The sequence below is a fragment of the Anaerolineales bacterium genome (genome assembly GCA_022866145.1).
Lineage (GTDB): Bacteria > Chloroflexota > Anaerolineae > Anaerolineales > E44-bin32 > PFL42.
The window spans coordinates 1-5,856 of record JALHUE010000070.1; the positions used below are offsets into that span (position 1 = coordinate 1).

5 protein-coding genes and 1 pseudogene are annotated in these 5,856 nt (G+C 62.9%); 3 read left to right on the forward strand and 3 right to left on the reverse strand.

Annotated elements, in window-relative coordinates:
• Positions 1-1,394: 1,394 nt before the first annotated feature.
• A complete protein-coding gene (locus MUO23_02155; GenBank protein MCJ7511757.1) occupies positions 1,395-1,721 on the forward strand; it encodes a TIGR03987 family protein in 327 nt (108 codons plus the stop codon).
• A gap of 373 nt (positions 1,722-2,094) precedes the next feature.
• Positions 2,095-2,517 (forward strand): hypothetical protein, encoded by a 423-nt coding sequence (locus tag MUO23_02160; GenBank protein ID MCJ7511758.1) that lies wholly within the window; start codon positions 2,095-2,097, stop codon positions 2,515-2,517.
• Positions 2,518-3,369: 852 nt separating this feature from the next.
• On the opposite strand, the gene MUO23_02165 is transcribed toward MUO23_02160, so the two are convergent.
• Complete coding sequence (locus MUO23_02165; protein MCJ7511759.1) at positions 3,370-3,867, reverse strand: hypothetical protein; 498 nt, start codon at positions 3,865-3,867, stop codon at positions 3,370-3,372.
• Positions 3,868-4,349: 482 nt separating this feature from the next.
• A complete protein-coding gene (locus MUO23_02170; GenBank protein MCJ7511760.1) occupies positions 4,350-4,514 on the reverse strand; it encodes a hypothetical protein in 165 nt (54 codons plus the stop codon).
• Positions 4,515-4,732: 218 nt separating this feature from the next.
• On the opposite strand from MUO23_02170, the gene MUO23_02175 reads away from it, so the two are divergent.
• Positions 4,733-5,170 carry a helix-turn-helix domain-containing protein gene (locus MUO23_02175; protein ID MCJ7511761.1) on the forward strand — a complete coding sequence of 146 codons (438 nt, stop codon included), beginning with the start codon at positions 4,733-4,735 and terminating at the stop codon, positions 5,168-5,170.
• Positions 5,171-5,511: 341 nt separating this feature from the next.
• Here the strand turns inward: MUO23_02175 and MUO23_02180 are convergent.
• A pseudogene (locus tag MUO23_02180) lies at positions 5,512-5,856 on the reverse strand (integrase core domain-containing protein).

Genomic DNA, 5,856 nt, shown 5'->3' on the forward strand with positions numbered 1-5,856 from the left:
CGCGTCGATAGCCTGGACCTGGCGCTATTCGTACCGGGGTTATCATCAGTGGTGTGCTTCTCCAAAAGCGCGAGCCGCGGGCGTCCACGCTCGCGCCATCGTTCAGCGTCTTCTTGCGGTTGACTTGGGTGCCCATCCTGCGAGCGCCTGTTGTCCAGGACGTGCGCGGACAGACTGCGGACTTGGGTCTGGCTATTCCGATCGGCACCCTCGCCGCCGCACTGGCCGCGCCGGTCATGAGGCATATGGCTGGACTCGGAGCCGCCGAACGACCCCCCCCGAGCATGGGGTGGGAGTTGTCGATTCCCCAACGCACCAAGGGCTCATGTCAAAGCCGATCCGTTTCGTTTCGTGCCGAATGATGTGGCCGCTCGAGACTTCCCGGCGCGCAGCTCTCATGAGCCGAATCGGCTGGCAGGCGAAAGCGCGATGGTGCCTCGCCTGCCGTCCACCTGTAGAATGAAGGAGCCAAGCCCGAGCACCCTAGCTTAGGAGCTTCAGGCGCCGATGTTCCTGTCCCGCCGGACCAACTCCAGGAGGGAGGAGACAGCATGTCTCCCCAGACGATCAGAATTGTCGTAGCCGTAGCTCTATTGCTTCATGGGCTCGCTCATGGAAGAGCATTCTTTGCCCTTGTGGCTGATGCCACTCGTTCGGGAAGTCCATCTTCCATACCTGTCCGCTCATGGCTGATTCCTTCGCTTGCGCCCAAAGCCTCCGCGATCGTGGCGAGTGTCTTCTGGTTCCTCTCCACGATCGGCTTCCTCGCGGCTGCCGCGTCGTTGTGGGGAACCCCCGTGCCAAAGGAGGCATGGAGAGAGCTCGCAGTTGCTGCCTCCGTTGTCTCATCACTCGGCATCGGCCTCTTCTCTGGAACCTGGCCAGGCGCCCCGAACCGGAAACTATCGACCTTGGACACCGTCATCGCCCTTGTGATGAATGCTGCGATTCTAACGATTCTGCCAAGGCTGGGGTGGCCTGCACAACACACGCTCGGCTAGAGATGGTCGCCATCGATGGGCGAGCGTTCGTTGGACTTGGCAGAATTGGCTGCCTAGCGACTCTCAGGAGCCGGCTCGGTATGCGGGCGAGAAGGGGAGAGGCCTGGCCTGCTCGGTTGCGGGAGAACCAGGCGTTGCTTGCTCGAACCGTCGCGCGGCTCCCTTGCCAGCCCCGCACGGGCGGAATCGCTCCAGGTCAGCAAGCCGCTTGGTCACTCGCCCGGATTCCAGGGTGGGGTTCGCCTTGGCAGTTCGTGAAATGCCCGCTTCTTCTCGCCAGCGGCCGACAGAAGCGAGCGGCCACATAGGCCCACACATCGACATCGCCTGACGACGGCATACAGGAGCGCAGGAGTGACAAGCACCTCAAGCATAGTCATCACGCTAGCGCTGGTGTTCTACTCCATTGGCGTTTGGAGCGAGCGGGTCTCTGGAAGACTGAAAGCATGGCATCTCGTTTTCTTCTGGCTAGGGCTCCTTTGCGATACCTGGGGGACCGGAATGATGTTCGACATGGCTGGTGGAATGACGTTTGATGTTCACGGGCTAACCGGTCTGCTCGCCATCGTTCTGATGTTCGTACACGCGATTTGGGCAACGGTAGTCTTGGCAAGACGAGACGAGCGGTTGATCACCAGCTTCCACAGGTTCAGCGTGGCTGTGTGGGCGATCTGGCTGATTCCGTATCTCAGCCCACTGTTCTTCTCGATGGGAGGATAGGGACAAGGCAGCCTGTCAACTTGCTGCCTGCCAAGGCCGCCCATCGTCCCGATGTCCTCACCGCACCCCGTCCGGGCCGCCTGCCCCGGTGGCCCGCCGGGGCGAGACGGCCTGCGGTGCGGAGCAGGTGTCGGGAGGGCGAGAAGCCTGGCATGACTGGCGGGCACAAGGGGGGGGCTGGTTTGCCAACTGTCTGTCCTGCGCCCGAGTGAGGCCAGGCCTGATCTGAGCTGGCGGCTTCCTTGCCCCGACCGCGAGGGCTGGGCCGCGAGAGGCTATTTGGGGTGCAGCACGGTCTCCCCTCCCCGGCGGGTGAGCGAGGCGCGGCCTTGAAGTCCGGCCCGCTTTCGTTGTGTGCCAATGGAGTCCTAACATGAAGCACAGGGCAATGCGGTTCGTGATTGCAGTCCTGGCAGGGTTCGTCGCCCTCACGGCTATCGGAGGCGGAATCGCGATGCTTGTGGGTGCAGATCAGTTTCCCGCCGAGTGGCTTCGGGGCACGCCCTTCAGGGATTACACCATCCCGGCTCTGTTGTTGGCCGTTGTCGTAGGAGGAAGCTCGCTCCTATCCGCGGTACTGCTATTCACCGCACCGAGGCTCGGCTTGCTGGCGTCAATGGCAGCGGGGGTGATCCTGACCGGCTATGTCTTCGTGGAAGTCCTGATCCTCAGGCAGGTGCCGCCTGGTCCCACCGCGATCGAGGTCATCTATCTCTGCCTGGGATTGCTCATCGTGGGACTGGCGGCGTATCTCCGGTCGGCCAAGCGCCAGCCGGAGCCACCAGCAGTCCAGTAGCCACCCAATCGGGAGCTGGAGGCACCGGCTCAACAACTCGTTCAAGCCGGCCCGGCCGGTAAGGGCAAAGGGCGGGGAGGCCTGCCAGCTGTCCGTTCGGCGAGAGAATTGCAGTGAGCCCAATCCGCCGAGAGGCATCCTTGCCAGGCCCGCACCTGTGGGGCCACTCGAGACCGTTGGGCGGCAGGCTATGAGCTCCCCTGGCAATCGTCGATGACATCTTGAACCGGGCCCTCGCATCCGGCGGAAAGCCCTGGAATGAACCCTTGGACAAGGGTTCGACCTAGGGATGGAGGTTTCAGGATCTGGACGGTCACCTCTGGGAAGTGATCTGCATGGATCCAAGCCCAGTCAGTCAAGAGGGAGATCGATGATGGTCCACGGAGGGCGAGAAACCAGTGTCGTCCAGGTTGCGCGCTGAGGGGATGAGCGCTATGCAGGACCGGCGATGGGCATTTCCGCAGTTCCAGTGATTCGCAGCCGACGACTTCGCTCTTGAACTACGGCTCGGCCAGCCCCCCTGTCCGGGGCGGGGTTCAGAGGCAAGGCGAACGAAGAACCGCAAGCGATCCAGGGGGTGGGGGACAGACAACAGCCAACAGGACTGAGGGCGAGACTGCCTTCGGTTCGGTCGGGCTGCGGGTATCGCAGATTGCAGAGGTCGACTCGGCTCCCGGTCGGGAGCGCTGCCGTGCCTCGCCTAGGGATTCGGGCGAGATCGAATTGTTGGTTGCCCGAGCCGCCGAGAAGCTCGGCTCGCATCCGCTAAGGGGAGTCGCTCCGGTCGCATGGCAGTGTTTGTTGAGCGCAAAGTTGTCGGAATCGGTATGGCATGTGGACGCGCACCATGCCCTACTTCTCGTACGTCTTTCTCCCCTCGAGCAGCAGGGCCTCAACTTCCTGGGAAGCCTCAATGACGGACAAGCCCTCGGATGCAGCCCATTCCGCGCACAGCACCCCCTGCGCACTCCGTAGAAGAACGCTGCTGCTTTCGTTCAGGGATTTGTGCCAGCAGTGGGCGGTTAGATCTCGGACAACTTCGCACCTGGTCTGGAACAAGCCATCCTTCAGCTTGTCCACCAGCGCGATCTGGCGCTGGCGAGAGTCCGTGGCTAGGGGTTTCGGGCGTCCTCGCAATACCCCGCGATACCTTTCGAGTTCGACCTTCGCCGTCAGCTTCCGGAATCCGCTCGGCGCACCCTCCACCGGCACCCACATGGTGCCTTTGGCGATGGCGACCACAAAGTACTGTCGTGCTGTCCCCGGGGCGAATTGCCGGAGTTCCTGGTTGACGACACGCCCTATCCCACTCTGCGGATGAACAACCCAGTCATTGACTTCGATTGGCATGTGACACCCTCCCTAGCGGGACTTCCGGCACCGTGGACTGCCCAATCTACCCCATTGATCGCCCGGCGTGAGGCGCGTGATTGGCCGACGTCCGATCGCGGCCTACCCGACCGGGCATCCAGTCGTCCGCGAGGCCTCACACCGCCTCCACGAGGTGGGACCTATTGCTCCATCGGCACATTCGCTCCGGAGACTGAAGGCCGTCGGTCCCCACAGAAGGGTCTGACGGCACGAGCTACATGCTAGACCGGCCATACGGTTAACATCAGTATACCATGAACGCTTGGTCGTGGCCCGGAGCGTCGTCGAAGGACTCGCTAGAGCCGACCAGGCGAGCCGCCTCTTGGCTTCCGGGCGATCATGGGCTTGGCAGGCCGAACGACTCAACTCGAGGCCGCTCGGCGGCTGCAGCCCGCTCAGCGAGAGGGCTTTCGAGGTACTGTGAGCGGTCAAGCGTTTGACGAGCTAGTCGCCCAAGCCTGTCAGAGCATTTCGGATGCTCCAAGGATGATCTCAGACGTGCCGGTACGGTTCTCATCCCACGAGAGCACCTGTCCGACCCAGGTGGGATTCAAATCGCGCATATCCGAGCGCGCGCCTTCGCCGAAGTCGATCCACGGCTCTCCCCAGCGTGTACTGTTTCGCAAAGGTGTACACAGTGATCGAGGGTCACATGACGTATCCTTCCCGTTGGACAATGTCGCCTTGTGGGGAGACGTGGAGGAGCGCCAATGACCCTCAAAGACAGCTACACGCGTTTCGTCTGCGCGTCATGGCGCGGGCGCAAGAGCAGCACGACGTGACGCGGGCGTGACGGGAATTCGGGATCTCGCGCACCTTGTTCTACCGTTGGCGGATGCGGTGCTTGGCGTACGGCCGGGACGGGTTGCACCCTCGTCGGCAAGGCCCGCGCCGAGGGCGGCCACCGAGGCTCAGTGTCCAGGCCGAACGGGCCATCCTGGCTCTGACGTGGCCGACTTGGGGTCCGGCCCAACTCGTCAACCAGTTGGACCGTCCCGAGCACGGCGGCCTGCGCGCTGCCCCCAGCACGATCTACCGGCTGCTGCGGCGGATGGGGCGGCAGACCCGCCGGGAGCGCCTGGCTGTGCTCGAAGTGCACAGTGCCCAGACGGCGGGACTCTTGACCGAGCGCACCCGCCGGCAGCTGGTCGCCGCTCAGCGACGCCAGGCCCCGCACATCCAGGCGACCGAGCCCGGGGAGCTGGTGTGCGTAGACACGTTGTACATCGGCAAGCTGAGGGGTGTGGGCAAGGTTTGGCAATGCTGTCATCATCGGTGGTAGAAGTCCCTAAGTCATCGGTTTAGAAAGTCCCCTGAACATCGGTATCGATGTACCTTCCTGGGCAGCTACCACGGGCAGGTAGGCATGCTGAGGAAGGAGGACTTCGCTGTGATCAAGGCCTGTATGTTGTCATACCAAATGGGACATCAGGAGCGATTTGCTAGGCGGTGTAGCTGGCCATCGACCGCCGGTCCTCGGGCAGTATCAGCGGTGGCTCCGGTTGTTTGGACAGAAGTTCGTAGGCGATAAGTGATGAACCGCGGGTTGATGGGTTCTCCATAGGGGTGCGTGCGGTCCCGCTCAGGCGCAGCGCGTGGCACGGTGGGCAACCTGGGTCACATTCACGCCGCTTGCCTCATTGCCTTCATGGCGAAGTACGCCTCATCCGGCGTCCGATCGTCAAGCGCCTGGTGCGGCCGGCGCCCGTTGTAGAATCGGAAGTATCGCTCCAGCGCCGCGTTCGCTTGTCGCGGACTCTAATAGCCGTGCAGGTAGACCTCCTCGTACTTCACGCTTCGCCACCCTGGACTGGCCGCCAGGGCAGGCAGCCGCTCGACGAACACACTGTCGATCCATCGGCCCTTGCCGTCCATGCTGATGCGAACGCCTTGGGCCTGAAGCCCTGCGCTGAACGCGGTAGCGGTAAACTGCGCACCTTGGTCGGTGTTGACGATCTCTGGGCTCCC

Excerpts from the sequence above, each read along its gene's own strand:
- MUO23_02160 (MCJ7511758.1), top strand. The coding sequence starts at position 2,095 with ATGAAGCACAGGGCAATGCGGTTCGTGATTGCAGTCCTGGCAGGGTTC.
- MUO23_02165 (MCJ7511759.1), bottom strand. The coding sequence starts at position 3,867 with ATGCCAATCGAAGTCAATGACTGGGTTGTTCATCCGCAGAGTGGGATA.